The organism is Pirellula sp. SH-Sr6A (genome assembly GCF_001610875.1).
Lineage (GTDB): Bacteria > Planctomycetota > Planctomycetia > Pirellulales > Pirellulaceae > JBKCUI01.
In genome coordinates, this window is the sequence record NZ_CP011272.1 from 4,408,855 (window position 1) to 4,430,819 (window position 21,965).

Annotated in this window: 18 protein-coding genes; 7 read left to right on the forward strand and 11 right to left on the reverse strand. The window is 55.0% G+C overall.

The window, feature by feature from the left end; all coding sequences use genetic code 11:
* Positions 1-120 precede the first annotated feature (120 nt).
* Complete coding sequence (locus tag VN12_RS16855; RefSeq protein WP_146677929.1) at positions 121-1,134, forward strand: glutamine synthetase beta-grasp domain-containing protein; 1,014 nt, start codon at positions 121-123, stop codon at positions 1,132-1,134.
* 119 nt (positions 1,135-1,253) lie between these two features.
* Here the strand turns inward: VN12_RS16855 and VN12_RS16860 are convergent, their stop codons facing one another.
* Positions 1,254-1,628, reverse strand: coding sequence for a ribosome-binding factor A (locus VN12_RS16860; RefSeq protein WP_146677930.1), 375 nt, complete (start codon positions 1,626-1,628; stop codon positions 1,254-1,256).
* A 122-nt stretch (positions 1,629-1,750) separates the two neighbouring features.
* Here VN12_RS16860 and VN12_RS16865 point away from each other — a divergent pair, with 122 nt between their 5' ends.
* The gene (locus tag VN12_RS16865) at positions 1,751-2,932 is read left to right on the forward strand and encodes a glycine C-acetyltransferase (RefSeq protein WP_146677931.1); all 1,182 of its coding nucleotides are present in this window, start codon (positions 1,751-1,753) and stop codon (positions 2,930-2,932) included.
* Between the two features lie 35 nt (positions 2,933-2,967).
* On the opposite strand, the gene VN12_RS26220 is transcribed toward VN12_RS16865, so the two are convergent.
* Together VN12_RS26220 and VN12_RS16875 are read right to left on the reverse strand one after the other, a co-directional pair.
* Complete coding sequence (locus tag VN12_RS26220; RefSeq protein ID WP_205855068.1) at positions 2,968-3,288, reverse strand: hypothetical protein; 321 nt, start codon at positions 3,286-3,288, stop codon at positions 2,968-2,970.
* 78 nt (positions 3,289-3,366) lie between these two features.
* Positions 3,367-4,770 carry a hypothetical protein gene (locus VN12_RS16875; protein WP_146677932.1) on the reverse strand — a complete coding sequence of 468 codons (1,404 nt, stop codon included), beginning with the start codon at positions 4,768-4,770 and terminating at the stop codon, positions 3,367-3,369.
* A 299-nt stretch (positions 4,771-5,069) separates the two neighbouring features.
* Between VN12_RS16875 and VN12_RS16880 the strand changes: the two genes are divergently transcribed.
* The gene (locus VN12_RS16880; RefSeq protein ID WP_146677933.1) at positions 5,070-5,597 is read left to right on the forward strand and encodes a hypothetical protein; all 528 of its coding nucleotides are present in this window, start codon (positions 5,070-5,072) and stop codon (positions 5,595-5,597) included.
* 123 nt (positions 5,598-5,720) lie between these two features.
* Entirely contained in the window at positions 5,721-6,494 is a 774-nt protein-coding gene (locus tag VN12_RS16885; RefSeq protein ID WP_146677934.1) for a rhomboid family intramembrane serine protease, read from the forward strand.
* An 87-nt stretch (positions 6,495-6,581) separates the two neighbouring features.
* Here the strand turns inward: VN12_RS16885 and VN12_RS16890 are convergent, their stop codons facing one another.
* Complete coding sequence (locus VN12_RS16890; protein WP_205855069.1) at positions 6,582-7,505, reverse strand: RNA polymerase sigma factor RpoD/SigA; 924 nt, start codon at positions 7,503-7,505, stop codon at positions 6,582-6,584.
* A gap of 299 nt (positions 7,506-7,804) precedes the next feature.
* Here VN12_RS16890 and bioB point away from each other — a divergent pair, with 299 nt between their 5' ends.
* Together bioB and glgX are read left to right on the forward strand one after the other, a co-directional pair.
* Positions 7,805-8,836, forward strand: coding sequence for a biotin synthase BioB (bioB, locus tag VN12_RS16895; RefSeq protein WP_240491175.1), 1,032 nt, complete (start codon positions 7,805-7,807; stop codon positions 8,834-8,836).
* Between the two features lie 225 nt (positions 8,837-9,061).
* Complete coding sequence (gene glgX / locus VN12_RS16900) at positions 9,062-11,146, forward strand: glycogen debranching protein GlgX (protein ID WP_146677937.1); 2,085 nt, start codon at positions 9,062-9,064, stop codon at positions 11,144-11,146.
* 180 nt (positions 11,147-11,326) lie between these two features.
* On the opposite strand, the gene VN12_RS16905 is transcribed toward glgX, so the two are convergent.
* The 4 genes from VN12_RS16905 to VN12_RS16920 all read right to left on the reverse strand — a co-directional run bounded on the left by VN12_RS16905 (position 11,327) and on the right by VN12_RS16920 (position 15,770).
* Positions 11,327-12,697, reverse strand: coding sequence for a Gfo/Idh/MocA family protein (locus VN12_RS16905; RefSeq protein ID WP_146677938.1), 1,371 nt, complete (start codon positions 12,695-12,697; stop codon positions 11,327-11,329).
* A 159-nt stretch (positions 12,698-12,856) separates the two neighbouring features.
* Complete coding sequence (locus tag VN12_RS16910; protein ID WP_146677939.1) at positions 12,857-13,855, reverse strand: 2-hydroxyacid dehydrogenase; 999 nt, start codon at positions 13,853-13,855, stop codon at positions 12,857-12,859.
* Between the two features lie 27 nt (positions 13,856-13,882).
* Positions 13,883-15,523 carry a proteasome accessory factor PafA2 family protein gene (locus VN12_RS16915; protein ID WP_168164472.1) on the reverse strand — a complete coding sequence of 547 codons (1,641 nt, stop codon included), beginning with the start codon at positions 15,521-15,523 and terminating at the stop codon, positions 13,883-13,885.
* A 28-nt stretch (positions 15,524-15,551) separates the two neighbouring features.
* Entirely contained in the window at positions 15,552-15,770 is a 219-nt protein-coding gene (locus tag VN12_RS16920) for a hypothetical protein (RefSeq protein WP_146677941.1), read from the reverse strand.
* A gap of 198 nt (positions 15,771-15,968) precedes the next feature.
* On the opposite strand from VN12_RS16920, the gene VN12_RS16925 reads away from it, so the two are divergent.
* On the forward strand, positions 15,969-16,766 hold the full coding sequence (locus tag VN12_RS16925; protein WP_146677942.1) for a hypothetical protein: 798 nt from the start codon (positions 15,969-15,971) through the stop codon (positions 16,764-16,766).
* Positions 16,767-16,783: 17 nt separating this feature from the next.
* On the opposite strand, the gene VN12_RS16930 is transcribed toward VN12_RS16925, so the two are convergent.
* From VN12_RS16930 to sppA, 3 genes are read right to left on the reverse strand one after another with little or no spacing between them, the layout of a single operon-like run.
* Complete coding sequence (locus VN12_RS16930) at positions 16,784-18,259, reverse strand: sigma-54-dependent transcriptional regulator (RefSeq protein WP_146677943.1); 1,476 nt, start codon at positions 18,257-18,259, stop codon at positions 16,784-16,786.
* Positions 18,246-19,721: a sensor histidine kinase gene (locus VN12_RS16935; RefSeq protein ID WP_146677944.1), complete on the reverse strand. Its 1,476-nt coding sequence runs from the start codon at positions 19,719-19,721 to the stop codon at positions 18,246-18,248. The genes VN12_RS16930 and VN12_RS16935 overlap by 14 nt, the downstream gene beginning before the upstream one ends.
* A 14-nt stretch (positions 19,722-19,735) precedes the next feature.
* On the reverse strand, positions 19,736-21,817 hold the full coding sequence (gene sppA, locus VN12_RS16940; RefSeq protein WP_146677945.1) for a signal peptide peptidase SppA: 2,082 nt from the start codon (positions 21,815-21,817) through the stop codon (positions 19,736-19,738).
* Positions 21,818-21,965 lie beyond the last annotated feature (148 nt).

Here is a 21,965-nt window from a genome sequence, read left to right on the forward strand (position 1 = left end):
GTTGTTCAGTGTCTGGGTTGGTTTCCGATCGTGGAACGTGTGTTCTAGGATTGTTGATTGGTATACCGTCACTCGACCGAGTTCATTGCTTATGTTCCTTATGTAGAGAGAAGTAGCTGAATGTCTTCTGAAAAGAAATTTAAGCTCGAGTATGTATGGTTGGACGGCTATTTGCCGGAGCCCAACCTCCGCAGCAAGACGAAGGTCGTCGATACTGCGCCAAAGAGTGTCGCGGATCTCGCCCTGTGGGGATTCGACGGTAGCTCTACCCAACAAGCCGAAGGCAAGAGTTCCGATTGCATTTTGAAGCCCGTTGCTCTCTACCCAGATAGCACGCGCGTCAACGGCTTTCTCGTGATGTGTGAAGTGCTCCTTCCTAATGGCGAGCCTCACCCATCCAACTTCCGCAATACGGTTGATGAAGATCCCGATCTTTGGATCGGATTCGAACAAGAATACTTCTTCTTCGAGAACGGTCGTCCCCTCGGATTCCCTGAAGAGGGATTCCCAGGACCGCAGGGACCTTACTACACCAGTATCGGTTACAAGAACTGCGGCGACATCGCCCGTCAGATCGTAGAAGAGCACATCAACATTACCTTGGACGCAGGCATTTTCCTGGAAGGGGTCAATGCGGAAGTTGCGAAGGGGCAATGGGAATTCCAGGTCTTCGGCAAAGGCTCGAAGAAGGTTTGCGACGACATGTGGATCGCACGCTATCTCTTGATTCGTCTTGCTGAGAAGTACGGCATCGACATCGAGTTCCACTGCAAGCCCATCAAGGGTGACTGGAATGGTTCCGGTATGCATACCAACTTCTCCACCAAGAAGTTGCGAGAAGAAGGTGGCAAGGAGTACTTCGAGAAACTCATGGCTGCATTTGACAAGTATCGCGATGAGCACATCGCCGCTTACGGTCCAGACAACCACCTGCGATTGACCGGTCTCCACGAGACCCAGTCGATCGACAAGTTCAATTACGGGGTTGCCGACCGCGGTGCATCCATTCGTATCCCGCACAGCTTTATCAACAGCGGATACAAGGGATACCTCGAAGATCGACGTCCTAACTCGCAAGCCGATCCATACAAGATCGTTTCGCGAATTCTCAAGACGATCAAGACCGTCAGCTAATCGCAGCTGGTGCACTGGATCAACGAACCAAAGAGGGTGGCACGTCCACCCTCTTTTCGTTTGCATGAATCCAGTTCCGCCAACGCGATTCACACAGTCTCTCGCAAGTCTTTATCGACCTACGTTTTTTGCTCGACGATGAAGGGCGGGAGGACTTGGAATGAAAGCGACGGCGTCTTTCGCCGGGAGATTCCCTCTGCGACCATCGCGCGCAATTGCGTTGCGGAAGCGACGAGTCGCTGTTGGATCGCCTCGGTTTCTTCGATGGTCGTATCTCCCATCGGTTGAACCAGCACGAGCAAATGCGATGCGTCGGGTGCCGGGATCACATCGGTAACCGCCACCAGCGCCTCCCCGTGAAGGACTTCGTCTACACCGTATTCCAGCACGCGGCGGACCTGCGAACAAAGTTGGAGTGTTTTGCGATCGAAGCTCGGTTGGGAGCGAGCCCCGCTTCCGGTGGAAAAGTCGGGTTTTCGTGAATGATGTTTCATACGATCCTCAAGACACAGTGGGAGAGTTTTCGGTTCGTCTAATTCTAGGGAAACCCTCGGCGGCGAGGCGATTCATTGCTACCATGCTGGTCCATCCTGTTTTCTTGTCTGGAGCCGAACGAATGAAATCTCAATTCTTGGAATACTTGTCCAACTCCCTCCAAAGCATGCGTGATGCGGGAACCTTTAAGACGGAACGTATTATCGGTTCTGCGCAAGGAGCCATGGTGGAGCTAGAGGATGGCCGCAAGTTGCTCAATATGTGTGCGAACAACTATTTGGGCTTAGCGCATCACCCGAGTGTGCAGCAGGCCGCCGAGGAGGCACTGCATCGTTGGGGATATGGAATGGCATCGGTTCGTTTCATTTGTGGGACACAATCGATTCACAAGGATCTGGAGAAACAACTCAGTCGATTCCTGGGGTTCGAAGACACCATCCTTTACAATTCCTGCTGGGATGCCAACGGCGGACTTTTTGAGACCATCTTGACTGCGGAAGATGCCATCATCTCGGATGAGCTCAATCATGCCAGCATCATCGATGGTATTCGATTGTGCAAAGCCCAGCGACTTCGCTACAAGAACAATAACATGGACGACCTTCGGGCCAAGCTCGAGGAGGCCAAGTCGGCTCGCTTTCGATTGATTGCCACCGATGGAGTGTTCTCGATGGATGGCACGATCGCAGACTTGGCCACAATATGCGAGTTGGCCGACGAGTACGATGCGATGGTCATGGTGGATGACTCCCACGCAGTAGGCTTTGTGGGGGCCAAAGGGCGCGGCACGCACGAGCACTGCGGCGTCCTCGATCGCATCGACATCATGACCGGGACACTTGGCAAAGCATTGGGGGGTGCGAGTGGCGGTTACACCTCAGGGAGCAAGGAGCTCGTCGAGCTTCTACGGCAACGGTCTCGCACGTACCTCTTTTCCAATACGATCGCTCCCCCCGTTGTTGCGGGTGCTATACGTGCTCTGGAGATTTTGGAACACTCCACGGAGCTGCGCGATAAGCTCGAGTCCAATACGCAATTCTTTCGGGAAGAGATGTTTCGTCGCGGGATGACCATTCTGCCCGGCACGCACCCGATCACTCCCGTGATGATTGGAGATGCTGCGCAAGCCGCGCGGGTTGCGCAAGCGATGCTGGAGGATGGGATCTACGTGATCGCCTTCTCCTATCCTGTTGTACCGCAGGGGAAAGCCCGCATTCGAACGCAAGTCTCCGCGGCGCATGATCGAGCCCAATTGCTCATGGCAGCCGAATCCTTCGAAAAGCGAACGAAGCTGGCCAAGTAAATCAGGCTAGGAAGCGAAAGCGACTTATCCGTTCGTTAGCTTCCTTCTGTGGGCAATCGGAAGCGAGGCTTATTCGTTGGTACTGGCAAGCTGTGGCTGCTGTTGGGATGATTCCCCTTTTTCTGAACCCAGTTCGCTTTGGGGACGCTGGGATTGGTGCCCATGCTGGCAGCCGGCATGAGCTCGCGAATGCGCTGACTAAGAATGGCAGCGTCGTACCAGGTGAAGGAAAGGTCCGGATCGGCTGCGTAACGTCCGAGCATGCGAAGCGTTTCCGTACGATTCGCTTCGTCGAACATAAATATGTACTGTTCCTCGCCGCGCACTAGCGCGACGACGCTGACTTCGCCACTCATGAAGCGAACCTCCGTGCCTGTGTCCGAACCCGTTTGGGATGCGATCGCACCTCAACGCGCCGCATTGCCTGTTTGCGGCTAGCGTTCGTATCGGTAGACAGGCCATCGGAGATTCAGGCGACTTTCAAGCTGTCCGCCGCGGCTCGAGAGGGTTTCCACGATGTGCTGATGGCAGCAGAAACGTATAAAGTCTTCGCTGCGTTGGAGATACGATTGCCAGCCTCCGAAACGCGCGTCGTCACGAAAGTAAAAGTACTCCTGAAGGGATTGCGTGAAATCTTCGTCATTACCGTTATAGGCCTTCATATGTGAAATGACCGGCTCGTATTGGGGCACAAAGGGCGCGGGTTCCGTGCTAGGACGACGTGGGATAAAACCTCTCGCATCGGGCCAATTGGGTGGATTGCCTTCATTCCTACCTGTGGAGTCGCGGTCATCCCTCGCCCCGCTACCGATCACAATAGCACCTACCTGGTGAGGCTCCATGACCGCCGATTCACGCGGACCGGTCTGCCCCAACACCTCTTCTCCCTCCACCTCTTCCTGCATTCCCATCGTCGGTTCCAAGGAGGAATCAATTCGGAAGCTACCGTCGGATTGAGGGATCAATGGGTTTTGCTCCTCCAACGATCGGACCTTCGCGGGCATGCGCGCTGGCTCTTCAAACGGTTCTTCCCACGAAGCGAATTGAACTCGCACTTTCGCCGATTCGATTCCGTTCGCTAGCGTTTCTACTTCTTCATCCGAGTTCCCTGTCGGTGCAGGGGCTGGTAATTCCGAACTGGGAATTTCTCCGGGACCACGCGCGGGCTCGGGTGCAATATTTTGTTCTTCCGGCGTCGGGAGCAAAGGGGACGCGAGGGCGGGGGGTGAGGCAGACTCTGTCCCGGCGCGAGGCGTTTGGGTTGCGATTTGCTCGCGGGCCAAGGCTCTTTCGGATTCAAGCCGTATCCATTCCGGAATCTTCTTTTCTTCTTTGGTTCCCCAGGGAAGTCCGTAGCCGACCGGGATGGGATGCAACCCGGGGTTGGCTGCGTACCAATTCACCTTGAGAGTCATGCGAGGTGGGTAATAGGGTGTATAGTCCGTCACCGCTCCTTGGAGGACCGCGTCGACTCCGAGGAACTGGGCGAATTGTTGAAAGTCTTCCGCGGTAGCGATCGGTCGATTCAGCCGTTGTTGTTCAAAGGCGATGAGAGCTTGTTCGACGACGCCGAGCGGAAGGACTTCGAAGCCGGGGACCGACTGAAGTTCGTTGTAATAGGCGAGCGATACACGGGCGCCGCTGAGGGTAGGTTCTTCGCTTTGATTGCGAAAGGGAAGAATCGCGACCCGAGAGAGTTCAGGAAACGGGTTGTGGTACTTCGGTTTGTACCGCACATCGGGAATCGCGGCGCACCCGGGGCACAAGAGAAGCATGCCGCAGAGAATCCCGATCGCAAACGCAATCGGTCGTCGAGCTTCAATGGATAGGTGAACCATGGGTGGAGGAGGTTTGGCGAATGAATATGGAGCATTACGAGGGGAACTCCAGGCACAGAGTTCCCTTCGTAATGCATACCTCTTTCCCCCTAGGTACAGATGGGAGTATCGGCACCAATCGCCAATCTTCTGAAGGCAATCCAAACGTTCGAATTGTTTTTTTCCAAATTGTCTGCCTAACCGGAAAAGATTCACGCATCGCATCCAGATTGCCGAAGAAGGAATATGCCCCGTGATAGTGTCCTCTACCACCATCAGCGTTTTCCCTATGGAAACCAATCGCAAAAGCGAGACTTCGGATGAATCTTCCCTTCCCATGGATGGGTGCCTCCCTCGCGGCAGCGCCCGCAGTCCTGCAGTCGGTGGGACAAGTAGCGGGAAAGACGAGCGAAGCCTTTGGCGATCTGCTCTCTCAAATCCTTCATCCATCGGACAGTGGCCCCTCGGAAGTCCCGCACGCGAGCAAAGCAACAGCCTCCGCTGGTGAAGCGACGGACAAAAAAAGTGTGTTGAGTTGGTCCGAGGTCCAAAAATCGCTCCGGGAATGGGTTGAGGGGGCGAGCAAACGGTTGGGGAACCCCTTTTCGGCTGGGACCGTTTCTTTAGAGATCGATCATCAAGACCGTGTGACCGTTCACGGTGCCGAGCCCTTTCGCGAAGGACTTGAGGAGCACTTGGGCCAGAGGCCAGATCTTGTCGACGGCATCCTCGCGCACAAGAGGGAATCTGAAGAGCCCCTTTCTTGGTTGCCCAATCCGAGCGGGCCGGTTGCTGGGAGTGGGCGCCCTTCGCAGGGTGCAGGCTCCCCGTTTCGCATCGTACTCTGATCTTCGTCTGATCGCACTTTCAACGTCTTCGGGTCGGGATCTTTACTGCTTCAAAATCGAAGAGAAGCGGGATGGAGTAAGATGAGCAACCTCGACCCATTTGTATTCTCCCCTCGGTGACACATGTTTTTTCCAATCAGCGACGATGATCGCGAAATCACCACCGTCTCCTATGTGACCTACGGGTTGCTGGCTGCCAACGTCCTGCTCTTTATCGTCCAGCTTGTGGACCCGATGTTTACCTATGGCTGGAGCGTGATCCCCAAAGAGATAACGAGCGGAGTCGATTTAATCGAGCCTCAACCGTTGGAGATACCGGGTCAGGGAGTTGTGCAGATCCCGCAGGCTCCCGGGCCCCCGATTGTGTGGCTCACTCTTTTGAGCTCTATGTTCATGCATGGTGGGTTCGGACATATCGCTGGCAATATGCTCTACCTGTGGATTTTCGGCGACAACGTCGAGCATCGATTCGGGCACGCCAAATTTTTGCTCTTTTATCTCTCGGCAGGGTTGGTCGGAAGTCTTGCTCAGATTTGGATGGATCGCGATAGCGTTATTCCGAACTTGGGAGCATCCGGGGCCATTTCCGGAATTATGGGCGCCTATCTCGTTTTGTTTCCACACAATCGGATCAACGCGATATTCTTGTATCAAGTCGTTACGGTGCCGGCCGTGGTAGTGCTCGGCATGTGGATTTTAATGCAATTGGTGAGTGGTTATGGTTCCATCGCTGCGACCACCGTCTCCGCGGGGGGTGTTGCTTATTTGGCTCATATCGGTGGTTTTGTGGCAGGGGCTGCGGCCGCGGCCTTCTGCCGGATGCAGATGCCTAATGAGCCCGACAGCGTGTTATACCGGCAATACCAACGGGACCCTCGCGATCGACGGCTTTGGTAGTCAGCCATGCAAAATGCCATCGCTCTTTGGCGATGGCATTTTGACGTTCAAGGAGTTGACGATGGATGCGTCCCCTACGACGGGGCGTTAAGCCAAGCCGAGTCGTTCTTTGGGATCTTTCAGGGCGTGCTGCAATCGATTGAGAGCTTCGGTTTCGATTTGCCTTACACGTTCCCGTGTCAGACCGAGTTCGGCTCCGATTTCTTTCAGGGTGTGAGGTGGGGTGTCCCCCAATCCGAAGCGGAGTTTAAGCACCGTTGCTTCGCGGGTATCGAGGGTCCCAAGCAGTTCGATGGCTGTCTTCAAAACATCGTGGTCGAGGAGCGCTTCATCGGGGCTCTTCAACCGTTCGTCCATCACCATCTCACCCAGAGACCATCCTGAGTCGGATTGGTCGCTTTGGGGTGTGGCGTTGTAGACTTGAATTGCTTTTTTGATGATTGGGAGCTTCTTCTTAGGAAGCCCCAGAACGCGGGCTACTTCTTCTTGGGTCGGCATTCGACCGAGTTCATCCGAGAGCCGCGCGGTGGCACGTCGCCATTTGCTCAGAAGCTCGACCATGTAGGCGGGGATGCGGATCGTCTTCGCGGAGTTGATCAGAGCGCGTTTGATCGACTGCTTGATCCAATAGCTGGCGTAGGTGCTAAATCGCGTTCCCATGTCCGGATCAAATCCTTCCACGGCGCGCAACAATCCCAAGTTTCCTTCTTCGATGAGATCTTGTAACGCGAGTCCTTTGCCAACATAGCTGCGAGAAATGTTCACAACGAGTCGAAGGTTGGCACGGACCATTCGATCTCGGGCGGCCGCGTCACCTTTCGCAATTGCTCTCGCGAGCATTTGCTCGTCCTCGGCCGTCAAGAGCTTGGTCTCGTTAATCTCTCTCAGGTAGGTCTCCAGGGGAGATTGAAGCTGTGCACCATCCTTGGGACTGCGTCGACGAGAGATCGAACGGATCTCTTCGTCCTGTGGCTCCTCCACGTCGTCTAAGTATGGGCCAGTTTTTGCCATGAAAGCTCCGATGCTTGGTCGAGGGGCTTCTAGGGAATGCCGAACGGACAATCCGAAGCTAGATAGCATTCCACCCCTGCCGTATCGTCGAAGGAATGCAGGCATATCCACAGAATTCGCCGAGGGATGGCGTGTAGCGATTATTCTCGACGCGCAAAGCCTTTGCCTGTAACCTCTTCCGCCGTACAATCCCTGACTTCGGCGCATCGGTTAACGTCCTCAAAAGGCGGACAATCGGCGTATGGGTTACAATGGCGGCTCCGCACGCTTCCTCCGTTTACCACTCCTTCTGGATTCCAATGCTTTCTCCCACTGCAGTCCCTTCGACCGATTCGATTTGGCATTCGCTTGCAGCCTCGGTTCTCGCTGGTCAGGAGATCAGCCGCTCCCAAGCGTTATCGATTCTCGAGTCCTCCGATGAGGAGTGGCTGGATCTATTGGGAGCCGCCTACCGCATCCGTCATCAGTACTTCGGAAAGACGGTACAGCTCTATTTCTTGATGAATGCGAAGAGCGGTCTCTGTCCAGAGGATTGCCATTACTGCAGCCAGTCGAAGATTTCGGATGCACCGATTCCCAAGTACAACATCTTGAGCCGTGACAAGCTCATGGATGGAGCGAGGTTGGCTGCGGAGCGCAAGAGCAAAACGTATTGCATCGTTATCAGTGGTCGGGCCCCCAATGAGCGAGAGATGAAGGCGGTGGAGACGATCGTTCCGGAGATCAAGCGGACGTATGGTCTGAATATCTGTGCCTGTTTGGGACTTCTCAACGAGGATCAGGCCAAGCGATTGAAGGCGGCAGGCGTGGACAAAGTGAATCACAATCTGAACACGAGTCGCGACCATTACGCGGAGATCTGCACGACGCACACGTTTGACGATCGAGTAGAAACGCTGCAGCATGTGCGAAATGCGGGCATGCAGCTGTGCAGCGGCGGCATCATTGGGATGGGGGAAAAGAAAGAGGACATCGTCGAGATGGCATTTTCTTTGAAGGAGTTATCCGTTGAGTCGATTCCGTTGAATTTTCTGCATGCGATCGATGGCACACCCTTCGAAAAGCAGGAGTATCTCGATGCACGCGATTGCATCCGAGCCTTGTGCATGATGCGATTTGTAAATCCGCGAAGTGAATTGCGTATTGCGGGAGGCCGTGAGCGTCACCTGCGATCGTTGCAACCGTTTGGTCTGTTTGTAGCGAATAGTATTTTTGTTGGCGATTACTTGACCACGCAGGGGCAGGCACCCGAAGAGGATTACAACATGATACGAGACTTGGGATTTGAGATCACCGAAAGCTGCGCTGGACCTGAGGAGCCTTGTTGCTGATTTTGCTCTGGCAGCTATTTCCGGGTGATGTGACATTCTCTCCTTAATCGTCACACCTGCCTCCAGGCGTTACTTGTTCGCCATGCGGAGAAGCCCTACCCGTTCCATTTCTATTTTGAGAGGTTTTGGGAACATTTGTTTTAGATTTCTTAGCGGGGTGCTAAGGTTGCTGACCCAAAAGTCAGCTTGGAACCCATCCCGCTAGGAAAGGACATCCCGAAATTTATGCTCATGCGGCACCCGCTTCCTGATCTGCAATTCGCCTACCGCTTGCCGTACGGTGCAAACGTCCACGAACGTGGCGTTCAGTTCACGATCTTTAGTCGATCGGCGACCCAGATGCGGTTGCTGCTCTACAAGGATGTGAACGACCGTGAGCCAAGCGAAGTCATCGAGTTCGACCGCAAGGCGGATCGATGGGGAGATGTCTGGAGCATCTTTGTTCCAGGACTCAAACCAGGGCAACTATACCATTTGCAAGCCAATGGGCCTTTTGATCCGGAATCGGGTCAGTGGTTCGATGGCAATGCGAGACTTATCGACCCGTACGCCAAAGCGCTTGCGGGTTGCTGTCAACAAACAACCGATGGTGTCATTCGTCCTCCCAAGTGCGTGGTGGTCGATGATGCGTTCGATTGGGAGGGCGACCGGCACATCCGACGCCCCTTGAGCGACTCGATCATATACGAGATGCATGTGCGTGGATTCACACAGCACAAGTCCTCGAGCGTTCAGCACCCTGGAACCTACCTAGGTGTCATCGAGAAAATCCCCTACCTGAAGAGCTTGGGGGTGACCGCGGTGGAATTGATGCCCGTGCATGAATTCCCCATCCTTGATGTCTATGGAAACGTTCCTGAGCGCCAGAACTACTGGGGTTACGACCCCATGAACTTCTTCTCTCCCCACCGAGGCTACTCGCATTCGAAAGAACCGGGTGCCCAGGTGCAGGAGTTCAAGGAGATGGTCAAAGCCTTGCACCAAGCGGGAATCGAAGTCATTCTCGACGTGGTGTTCAACCACACCTGTGAAGGAAACGAGCGGGGGCCCGTGCTTTCGTTCAAGGGGCTTGAGAACCAAGTCTATTACATTTTGAATTCAGGGGGCGCTCACTACAGCAACTACAGCGGCTGCGGGAACACCTTCAACGGCAATCACCCTGTTTGCCGCGAATTGATTTTCCACTGCCTCCGCCATTGGGTTCACAACTACCACATCGACGGTTTCCGTTTCGATTTGGCGAGTATTCTCTCTCGCGATCGATACGGCAATTTGATGCCCAATCCGCCCTTGGTCGACTTGATCGCGGAAGATCCTATGCTGGCCGATACGAAAATTATCGCCGAGGCTTGGGACGCTGCGGGTGCCTATCAAGTGGGATCGTTTGGCGATCTGCGATGGGCCGAGTGGAATGGGCGATTCCGAGATGATGTGCGCCGGTATTGGCGAGGCGATGGCGGCATGGTCGGTGCGATGGCTACCCGGTTGAGCGGATCTTCGGATCTGTATGAACACGCAGGTCGCGCTCCGTATTGCAGCATCAACTTTGTCACTTCCCATGATGGCTTCACCATGAACGACCTTGTCACGTACAAGGACAAGCATAATGAAGCCAACGGGGAAGGAAATCGCGACGGGGACAACAATAACTGCAGCGACAACTACGGAGTCGAGGGTCCTACGAAAAAGAAGGCCGTCGAAAACATCCGCGTTCGACAGATCAAAAACATGATGTCGACACTGTTGCTCAGCCAAGGTGTACCGATGGTCGTGATGGGGGACGAAGTCCGACGTACGCAGCGAGGCAATAACAATGCTTACTGCCAAGACAACGACATTTCGTGGTTCCATTGGGATCAAGTGGATTCACAGAGCGAGATGTTACGCTTCACCCAAGCGTTGATCGAGTTCCGCAAGATGCAGCCTTCTCTCCGAAGGCAACAATTCTTGACCGGACGCCCGCAAGATCAACGAGGTATTCCCGATGTCAGCTGGTTCGAGTCGACCGGAAAACCAATCCACTGGGACGCCCCCAATGGCACATTGGTTTGCTGGCTCGGCAAGCCAACCCCCGCGGAAGACCCGGAAGGCTTCGGACGCGATATCTTGATCATGCTCAACGGAACTCCCGAGACCAAACAATTCATCATGCCGGCCGCAACCCGCGGGATCCGATGGCGATTGTTCATGGATACAGCGAAAGAGTCTCCCAAGGACGTGTATCCTGATCTCGATGGTCCTTTGGCTCCAGCTAGCCGTCAAATCGAATTGATCTACCGATCCTCCATGGTGTGGATCGGCGATCAGTAAGACAGTCGACCTGGCGTCCGCCACTGAGTCATAAGAGGTATGCAAGCCGGGTTCACCCGCTTGCTGCAAGCAGAAAACGCCGGAGTTATCGGAGCAACATACTGCACCGAAGTTCTCCGGCGTTTCACGTTTTTGTGGCAACCTGCTTGGGAGCAAACCGCTTCCAATGCGATCGACCGCTTAGACCTTGGTTTCGTATCCCTTGCGACTCTCTCGCTTGAGGAATGCGTTGGCTTGCTCATCGCCAACGATCTCACGCTTGACAGGATCCCATGTAAGTTCGCGGCCCAAGCGGATCGCGATGTTGGCGAGATGGCAAGTTTCGAGCATCCGATTGTGGGTCCAAACATCCGCAATCGGCTGTTTGCGAGATCGCATGGATGCAATGAAGTTATCCGTATGGTTCTCGCTCACGGGTCCGCCATATACCTCCTGGATCGCGCCTTCTGGAAGGGGATTGCTTTCCAGTTCCTCGATAGGTTTGCCGGTAATTTTCCCGCGGTTGACGAAGAATCGGCCTTTCGTTCCTTCGAAGAGAATCCCGTTATCTCCTTCGCTGGTGATGACCATCGGGATATCCCCAGGCATATTGACGAGAATCTCGAACTTGGTCGGCGAGTTATACCGATCGGCAACTTTGGGATTTCCATTCTCGTATTCGACGGGAAGGGAGAAGCTGACCGGTGTGATCTTGTTCGGGCCCGATTCTGCGGCACCGAGTGCCCAAGTTGCGATATCGACGTGGTGGGCTCCCCAGTCATTCATTTGACCGCCGGAGTATTCATACCAGTTGCGCCACGCGTAGTGGCAGTTGGTGTAGAGGGGAACGCCTCCACCGTAACCCTTGCGAATCTCGGGGAGTGCGCGGTACGCGACTTTGGGAGCAGGCCCGAGCCACATGTCCCAATCTAGTCCCTCTGGAACATCGATAGCAGGAAGCTCCGGTGATCCGGTGGCACCGTTGATGCCGCAGGTTACTTTCTTGATTTCGCCGATTCTACCGCTTCGAACTAGGGCGACCGCGGTGAGGAAGCGATTGTCGAATTCGGTGCGCTGCATCGTACCCACTTGGCAAATCCGTCCGGTTTGCTTCACCACCTTTTCGATGAGCTTCCCTTCTTCGATGGTCAACGTCAGCGGCTTTTCGCAATAGACGTCTTTACCTGCGAGCATTGCTTCGACGGTGATCTTGGTGTGCCAATGGTCGGGCGTGGCAATCATCACTGCATCGATATCTTTGCGATCGAGGATCTGACGATAGTCTTTGTAACCCTCCGCAGCCTTGCCCGTTTTGTTTTTGAGTTTCTCGTTGATAGCCCCGAGCACATTGGCATCGACATCGGCGAAGGCTGCGAAGTCGGCGTACTTGGTCGACTTGTCGGTGATCGTCCAGCCTTGATTCCTGAGCCCGATCGTGGCGAAGACGGGGCGTTCATTGGGAGAATACAGAGCTCGGGAGGCGCCGGCAGCTCCAACGAAGAACCCCGAGCAAGCGGCGACGGACGTGGTCTGCAGGAAACTGCGACGACTGGTATTCCTGGAAGTGGTCATAAAGTACCTTTCGATGATAAGGATCTGCTTGCGAGTCAACCGCCTACGACGGAACGTATACGCACGACCCGAATCGTACTTGCGCTCCAAACGAAACGCAAGCACACGCCCCCACAAACCACCCCTAAGGGGCATTTCCTCCCCTTTGACAGGATCGACTCAGACGAGTTGGGTACCGGGGAGGAACGCGATCTTGTTCCCAAAGGCGAGGAGATTTTCGGACGTGACGCGCGCGATTTCGGACAAGGCCTCGCGGGTCAAGAAAGCTTGATGAGCCGTCATCAGAACGTTGGGAAAGGTCAACAACAACGCCAGCTCGTCGTCCTGAAGGATTTTGCCGGACAGGTCTTCAAAAAAGACCCCTTCCTCTTCTTCGTACACATCCAACGCAACGCTACCAATATGCCCGGACTTGAGAAATTGAATCAGAGCACTTGTATCGATGAGTTTCCCACGCGAGGTGTTCACGATCGTCACGCCTGGTTTGGTCCATCCCAGTGAGGTCGCATCGAGCAGGTGATACGTCGTGTCGGTGAGGGGGACATGCAGTGAGAGGATATCGCTCTGACGGAACAGCGAGTCCTTATCGACGTATTCCACACCGCTTCGCTCTGCCCAATCGCGATCCGGATATTCATCAAAGGCGATCACCTTGGCATCGAATCCCCGAAGGATCTGGGCCGTCACTTTGCCGATGCGCCCCGTTCCAACGATCCCCACTGTCTTCCCAGCAATGTCAAATCCCACCAAACCGTGCAATGCAAAATTCTGTTCGCGGACCCGATTATAGGCTCGGTGCAACTTTCTGTTCACTGCGAGCAGCAGCCCCACGGTGTGTTCCGCCACAGCGTGGGGTGAGTAGGCAGGGACTCGCACAACCGCAATCCCGAAGTCCTTGGCGGCGTTCAAGTCGACATTGTTGAACCCGGCGCATCGCAGGGCGATGATCCGAACTCCTTGGTGGCGAAGTCGGTCCAAGACCTCTCGGTCGCATCGATCATTGACGAAGATGCAGATCGCCTCGCATCGTTGTGCCGCCTGGGCTGTCTCAAGGGACAAACGAAAATCGTGGAATCGCCAGTGGAGGCGGTCATCGTGTATAGCACCGAGCAAGTGCTCACGGTCGTAGACCTTGGTATCGAAAACAGCAACATCCATGTGAAAGACCTTGTGTGGGGACAGGAACTAACGTTGCAAGCGAATCGTTTTCCACTTGCCATCGATAGAAAAGCGAATTTCGTTCCAATCCATCGCCAGCTTTGCAGAATCGCCTCCGAACTCTCGAATGTAATAGGCCCTTTGTTGGGGGGCCACGCAATCGGGTGGGTTGAATTTCGCGCGCTCGACACGATCTGGGCGCGCGAGCACGGGACCACCGAGCACACTTTGTATTCTCAACCCGTAGCCTTCCGACGTAAGTTCGTGATAACGCAAATCGAGCTTGCGGCGTGCATCGACCGATGCAGGTTTTTCCAATTGGTCGAGCAGCCAGAGCTTGGTAATCCAATCGATGCGACCAACAAGCTCCTTGGATGGAGCACTGGTATCGTCGGACAAGTCCAAATAGTTGAGGGTGGATTGCCAATGATGAAGAATCTTCCAGGCTTCATTCGGAACATTGTTCGATTGCTCCAACATGGTTCTTACTTGGGAAGCGTACGCATTTTGAATCTCGGAAGCTTGCCATTGCGAATCGCTGGTATCGGAAACCTTGGCGAGGAGCATCCAATCCTTCGTGAATCGCTGCAGGGATTGGACGGGTGACCGGAGGCGAGGAAGGATAGCAGCTGGGTTTTGTTCCACCAAATCCAAGACCAGGGCCGTGCTTCCCACGCGAATATACTGGGACACTTGGCATATGCCCGAATCCCCTACCGCGATTTCAACTCGCTGCCTTTGCCGGAGAAGCCCCAAAAATCCCTTGATCGAGAATGGGCTTCCAAAGCAGAGTTGTCGGAGCCAATTGTCGCACCGAAAGATAGGTCGACTGCGGCTGTACCCGCCGAAGCCAATCATGCAATTGATCTGCTGCCCCCGAGCACTGACGCTGAACCGTCCTTCGTCGTCAACACAACCGCTTCCGTCCAAAATGCAGCGGCTCGCGAAAAAGGCACCGAGCTGCCTACGGTAGGGACGCAACGCAAAGAGCTGAATGTTGCACCAAAGTAGCCAGGCGAGTGGACTATGTAGTACGCGCAATCCCTGAGCGCACAGCATTAGCCATCGGGTGGCAATATAGTGCGTCCCTTCCGGGCTTCGAGAATCAGAATCCGGACCGTCTTGGCGAGTTGTCCGACGGAGCGTCATCCACCGGAGCGAGCCTTCCCCCTTAGCCAAGAGCACGATCCAAAGAATCCAAACGGCGGCCAGAAATCGATAGGCCAGAACCCAGGGCAAAAGAAAAAGGACGCCCAACCGCCATCCGAGCAGCCAGCCTCCTTGAGCAATGCGGACATCGTAGGATTCATGCTGGCCATACGTGTGCCCGTGCCCGTCGTGATTCCCCTGCACCAAACAGATGTTCTCGTTCGGGCAACTATCCTCGACCGCCGAGACGGCCAAGTCTCGGATTCCCCATTGCGACTCGAGCAATTGGAGTGGGCTGGTGCACTCTGCAGTCGCTGACTCGAGCAGGACGCGGCGGAAATCCGGAGAAGACCCATTTTCAAGGGAAAAGCTTCCACCGTTTGCGAGGAAATACCGGAGTCCATTTCGCAAGCTCGGGACGGCCGGGGTGGTCCGTTTCACCGAGGCGATGAATCGATGAAAATCGAAGGGAACTTTGGGTGCGCTCCCCCAATGCATGATCGCGTACTCGGTTTCCATGCCCATCACGCGCTGCAAAATCGGGAAGCTATTCTCCCGACACCCCTGCGTCGCTCGCTTCGAGGTATGCGTTTGGCTCTTTCGAACAGTCTTTCCCAATCGAGTATCCCAATGCTTCCAGAGACAATGGCTTGGCTCCCGATTCCGTTCCTTGATCGCAAGCAATCGATTTCGGTTGGTTCGATCTTGGCTGGTTCGCTCCTCCCATTGTAGCTAACCGGTCGGCTGCCGATTCCTCTTTTTTCATTTTGTCCCCTTTCGTCAAAAGTTTCCAAGATCCGGGAATCACTCCCGAAATCCTCCTTGTCCGTGCACCTCATGTCCAGTCGGTCTTTGCAGGATTCTGCGATCTACAGCGGGTAGATCCGATCCTCGGACGATGCGATGAATGGGAGCGGCAGTGCGGTGAGTACCGCCTGTTTCATCTGCGATTGGGGGAAATACCATGCTAAAGAAAATACTGATCGGATCTGCTCTCGTGGCTGGCACAGGAGCTCTCATCGGCGGCACCTCGGCGATGAGCTACGTCAGGACGGGATACCACTCGGTTCGGGACCATATCAAAGATCAAATTCCAATCGATTTGGAGATCAAACGGGTTCGCGACATGATCCTCAATCTTAAACCAGAGATTGCTGAGAACCTTCGAATCATCGCTCGCGAGGAAGTCGAAGTGGCGAAGTTGCAAAAAGAAGTGCAATCGAAAGGAACGAGTCTCGCCAAATCGAAAGAGGCCATTCTGCGACTTAAAGATGATTTGCAGAGCGGAGTGAAGTTCGTTTCGTATGGCGGTCGAACCTACGATATGGATCAAGTCAAAAAGGACTTGAACGATCGCTTCAAACACTTCCAAACCCAAGAGGCAACCTACGACAAGTTGGAAAAGGTTTTGGAAGCGCGCGAAATGAATCTCGAGGCAGCCCGCCGCAAACTGGATGCAATGCTCGCAGCGAAACGTCAACACGAAGTGACGGTTGAGAATCTGCAAGCCCGCTGGACAATGCACCAAGTCGTGGATGCCAGCAGCCAATACTCGCTGCACGATAGCTCCCTGAGCAATGTGCGGGAAACACTGGACGATATCTCGACACGTTTGGATGTCGCCGAGAAGATGATGAATCTCGACGAATCCACGACCGGTATCCCGGTCCTCGAAGAGGCTGCTCCCGAAGATCTCGTGGATCAGATCACCCATTACTTCGGGACCGATACCGTGGAATCCGAAGCGCTTGCGGACAAGTAATCCCTTAATCGATTGGGTCAGTCGATCTCGTACTTTCGCATTTTTTGGCGAAGCGTCGATCGGTGCAGACCGAGTTTGGCCGCCGTGGCCGCTCGGTTGAACTGAAGGCGATGGAAGAGCTCTCTCAGGAGAGGAGGCTCCACAACGGCGAGAAATTCGTCGTAGAGCATTCCAAACTCTTCCTCGCTGTTGGTTCCTTCGTGCTGGCTGAGATGATCCAACAACCAGTGACGGACCGCATTGGCCAGCTCCACCTCGAACTGGCTGGAACCCGTCATTCGCGGGATGTTGCGAGCGTCTAGCCCCGTTGCGGCTTTTCGCAAGTCCTCCGCATTCAAAGCGTTTCCATGCGATGCGATGGCGGCTCGCTCGACCGTGTTGCGAAGCTGCCGCACATCCCCCAGCCACTCCTGTTCCAATATCCAAGCCCTACCGTCCGCTTCGATTCGCATCCCTTCGACACGGCATCGCGCTGCCAAGGCGTCGGCGATCTCCAGAGCGTCTTCTTTGCGACTCCCCAGCGTAGGAACTTGGATTCGCAAAACTTGTAACCGGCGTTCCAAGTGAGGATCAAACTCACCGAGCTCCACCAAGTCTCTTAATTCTCGCGTGGAGGAGACGATCACGTGGCCCCGAAACGGATGAGTCTGCGGGGAATCGAATGGTAGATAACACCCCTGATCCAGAACTCGCAACAATTGCAGTTGCACACTCCGCGGCAAGTCGGCGACTTCCTCGATGAAGAGCGTCCCTTCCCCCACAAGCCCGAGGAGCCCGGTTTTGAGCGTCGTCGATTTGATGGAGTCTTTCGAGGTTTCGAGAAACGCACATCCGACGAACTCGCGTTCCAAGGCGGACAACGATATCGTCGATGGCAAGACCGAAAGGAACGGTTGGAGGGCCCGATCGCTATTGCGATGGATGGCCGAGGCAACAGACTCCAGGGGCGCACCCTCAGGACCGGTGATGAGAACCGGTTGCTCGCTACCAGCTGCCAAGGCGATCTGGCGGTAGACCTGCTGAATGCGGGGGGACCGTCCGAGAAGCAACGCCTCGGGGATCGACAACGAAAAATCGACAGCCACGACTGGTTTGTTTCGTTCCGCAATCGCTTTATCAATCGCTTGCAACGCGTCCTTTAGGTCGAACGGTTTGACAAGGTATTCGAAAACCTTGGCCCTCATCGCTTTGACCGCCGTTTCGAGATCTCCGAACGCTGTCATCAAGATGATCGGAACATGTGGACGATGCTGATACGAAGCCTCCGCGACCGAAAACCCATCTTTCTTAGGAAGCCGAATGTCCGTGACCAAAACATCGCAGGGCAACTGACTATCCGCCAACGATTCGATCGCGCTTTCGGCATTGGAAAAAACGCTCGTTCGCAATCCTTGGGCCTCGATCGCTTTGCGCAACGACCAGCAGATGGCAGGCTCATCGTCTACGATCCAGACGACCGGGGTCGGTGCATTGATTTGTTCAGGAAGGGACATGAAGGTTTTCTAGCGGAACCATGACTTCGAATACAGTTTGATCACCCTCGCGCGACCATCCAATCGTTCCCCCGAGGGACTGAACAATCTGCTGACACATCGCTAGTCCGAGCCCAACTCCTTCCGGTTTCGTGGAGGCGAAAGGTTCGAACATGGAAGCCGCGATCTCGGGGCTTGGTCCGGGTCCATCGTCACGGACCCTCCAGCGTGCGCTGGTGGGGGGTTGGTCGACGGTGTCGAACTCCAATTGGACGTTTCCACCCGTCCCGACCGCTTCGATGGCATTGACCAGCAGATTCAAGAGGACATTGACCATGTTTTGCCCCGCAGGGATGAGCCAGCGATTCATCGTAGCTCCTTCCGATCCGTTGTCATCGAACGGCGGAAAAACGTCCAGCGAGACGTACCGGTGCATCGCCATGGGTCCAACCAATTCCGCTACCGTGCGATTGATTTCTTCGACCGCCATCGGCCCGGAGGACAAACCGCCCGCGGGAGAGCGAACGGCCAGCAAACGTTTGATCTGCGACTCCGCCAAGTCCAATTGCTTAAGGGCGATCCCCAGCGTTTCATGGTTGGGGTCTTCGGTGGAAATCGTTTGCAGGGCCAATCGAGCGCCGGTCAGATGATTCCGCAACTCATGAGCCAGTCCGCTCCCTAGCATGTGGATCAATCGCGAGCGTTCATTGCGCGCGATCTGGTTTTGAGATTCTTCCAATTGCTCTCCCATGCGATGGATCGACGTCTGCAACATCCATATGTCGTCTTCCGGCCCCGTTGCGGGAGGATGTTCAAATTCTCCTTCCGCGATGCCTGCAACCTCCGACCGGAGATCTTCAATGCGATCGGAAAGGCGGCTGGCGGTCCACGCTGCGACGATCGCGATACCGATCGATGACAGGAGACCTGTGATAAGGGGCAGGGCAAATATCATCCATCCATCCCCCCTTTGTCGAGCCGGTTCGATGACGAGCAGGCGCTCCGAATAGGTGGCGACCGTAAGGAGCCTCACCGATTCCCCCGTTAATGTTCCTTCGCAGAGAAAGCGGTTGCTGTGAGACGGCATTCCGACTCGGATCGGCGAGCGCAGTGATTTGCGAACCCAAGCCTCATCGTCGGATTCCAATACAAGGGTGGATTCCAAGAGAATCCACGCATCCCCCTTGTCGCCCTCCTTGGGGGAAGAAGGGTCGGATCGAAACCAAGCAAACTCCAATCCGGTAAGGTCATGGAGTTGCTCGAGCACGTTTCCCGTTTTGGGAAACGGAGCTTGGACGATCAACTCACCCATGTTCCGCATTCTGGTTGCCGAGCTTTGTCTAGAAGCTCGATCCGCGGCCCATTTGGAGACGCTCGCCACCCCGACTCCGGTGAGGAGGACGGCGAGCAAGATCGGAATGAGGAATTGCCGGAGGATCGATTGTGGTCGAGCCAGCTTCGACCAATGGATCGCGTTGGGCACCCTCGTCTTCCTCGCTACTTCACCGAGAGTTCGTCGGGCATCATCGCCCAAATCGTTGGCATCGAGCGGCCGCGAGGTTGGGAATAACGAAGCAGCGTTCGGAGGGTATCGAGTCGGAAGCCCAGACCGCTTAGCGTTTGATCCAGCTTCGATTCCATGTCGCGGACGATCGGCGCGGCGATCTCTGCGTCATCCTCTCCATCGCTCAAGAGATCGAGGAGACTCATGCCGGACGGGGCATCGGGACGGTGCACGACTTTGTATTTCGCGACTTGCGCCTTCTTCGAGACGACGGCAACGCAGTCATCGAGCCCTCCGATTTCATCGATCAGTCCCGCTTGTTTCGCTTGCTCTCCCGACCAGACGCGTCCCCCAGCCAGTTCCTTCAGTTTGTCGACGGGGAGTTTGCGAGACTCACTCGCGTAGACGAGAAACTTATCGTAAACCGCATCGATGAATCGTTGCATGTTGGCGATTTCTTCGTCCGACCAGACTCGATCGACCGCATCGGAGGATGCGGTGGGGTCGAGCGCTACGGATTCGACATGGATGCCCACCCGTCGCATGAGCGAACCAAAGCTCAGTTTCAGCGAGAAGACGCCGATCGATCCGGTGATGGTACCGCGCTCGGCATAGATCGGTTCACCGATGCAAGTTACCCAATATCCACCCGACGCGGCCACGCTACCCATCGAGAAGATCACGGGTTTCTTTTTGGCCAATTCAGCGAGCGATTGGCGAATGGCTTCGCTCGCGGTCGCGCTTCCACCAGGCGAGTTGATCCGTACCACGACACCTTTGACTTTGTCGTCTTGCATCAGCTCTTCGATCGCTCTCACCATGGGTCCCGACACGATCGAGCCCGGGGATGCGGACTTGCCATCCACAATCGCTCCTTGCAGATGGAGGACGACGATCGAATCTTCGCGAAGTTTGGTCGCCGATTCCTTGGGTCCTGCCATCGACTTGCCAATCAACTCGAAAAGGGACATTTCCCGTTTCGGCTTGGCTTTGGGACGGGTCCATTCGAATTCGGAGCCGACTAATTCCGTAACGGTTTTCTTCATCGAACCGTAGGGGGCGAGTTTGTCGACCAATCCTGCGGCGAGCGCGTCGGCAGGTAGCAGCATGCGTTTTTTCTGAAGTTCTCGGACGGCGGCGGTCGTGATTCCCCGCCCCTTCGCGATACGGGAAACTTGGGAAGCGTTGATCGATTCCAACATCTTCAAGTAATGATCTTTCAAGTGCTCGCTCATCATAGGGTTCATGTAGGGTTCGACAGCCCCCTTGAAATCTCCGGCTCGCACCACGGAGGCTTTGACACCCACCAGATCCATCGCTTCGCGGTAGAACAAGGTATTCATGGAGGAGGAGGGCATATCGACAGAACCGAAATCGGCGAGGAAGACTTCATCGCATTGGGACGCGATGGCGAGATGGACGTTGGCTGCGTTTTCCAGCCACGCGATCGTCTTTTTTCCCTTCGCTTTGAATCGCTCGAGACGGCGAGAAAGTTCGTCGAGCTGAGCGGTGTTGAAGGAAAGATTGGAATCGGAAAGATCGAACAGGACCCACACGAGATTTTCCTCGGCAGCCATTTCATCTAAGTAGTCGCAGAGCTTGAAGAACGATTTGGGTTTGCTCAACGAGCCACCGAGAAGCAATTCCGTGGGATCGATTCCCCCTGGCGTCGCAATGTCTTCGTAACTACCGCTGAGGGAAAGCCATCGAAGCTGCAACTTAGCGGCCGGTTTTTCCTTTGGCGTAACTTTTCGTTCGGTCGGTTTTTCGGTTTCCTTTTCGGTCGGCTTAGACTCATCAGCCGGCTTGGACTCATCGGCCGGTTTCGCATCGGGCTTTTCGGTCGATTTCTCCGCCTCCGCTTTCGTCGGGGGAGCATCCTCCTGCTTGGGGGCGGCGGGTGGATTTCCTTCTTGCCAAGCCAGCGGGGCGGCAACGGATTGCCCCGTCAGAGTAAGGGGTTTCAGCCAAGCCGATTGGGACCTGCTGTCGATTTCGGGGAGAACAAGGGAAATGAGGGCGAGCAGTCCCAGAATCGCCACGGAGCGAACGGGTGCCGCAATGGAAATACGCATAACAAGACCTGGATTTCGATGACGCAGTTCAGATGTCGCAGTTTCGATGAAACGATTCGAGAGGAGATGCTCTAAGTATAGCTGGACGCTCCCGTGTGACGCGGATATCTCGCAACGGAGCGGGCTAAAAGTTGGTCAAAATTGCGGT